The organism is Paraburkholderia sp. JHI2823 (assembly GCF_038900695.1).
In the GTDB taxonomy this organism is placed as follows: domain Bacteria; phylum Pseudomonadota; class Gammaproteobacteria; order Burkholderiales; family Burkholderiaceae; genus Paraburkholderia; species Paraburkholderia mimosarum.
The window spans coordinates 1-244 of the sequence record NZ_JAYMRY010000453.1 but is presented as its reverse complement, the minus strand read 5'-3'; the positions used below and the strand labels follow the sequence as shown (position 1 = coordinate 244).

Annotated in this window: 1 pseudogene; it reads left to right on the top strand. The window is 66.0% G+C overall.

The window, feature by feature from the left end:
• A pseudogene (locus VSR34_RS39375) lies at nucleotides 1-244 on the top strand (hypothetical protein); the annotation flags it as partial.

Here is a 244-nt window from a genome sequence, read left to right as displayed (position 1 = left end):
GATGGTCGTTTCGATCAATCACCCGCAAAGCAGCCTCGCCGACTTCTATCGCGAGATGGGCGACATCTTCAATCTGGAGCTCAAGGCACACAACCGCTGGGGCGGCTTCCGGTCGCTGCGCGAGCGGATGCGGCTGCCCAGCGGCAGCAGTTCGTCGCGCCGCAGCTTGTCGGTCAGGCGCGTGTCGCCGGCAAGCACCACGCACAGCAGCGGCTGCGAATCGAAGCGGGCGCTGGCCATGAGC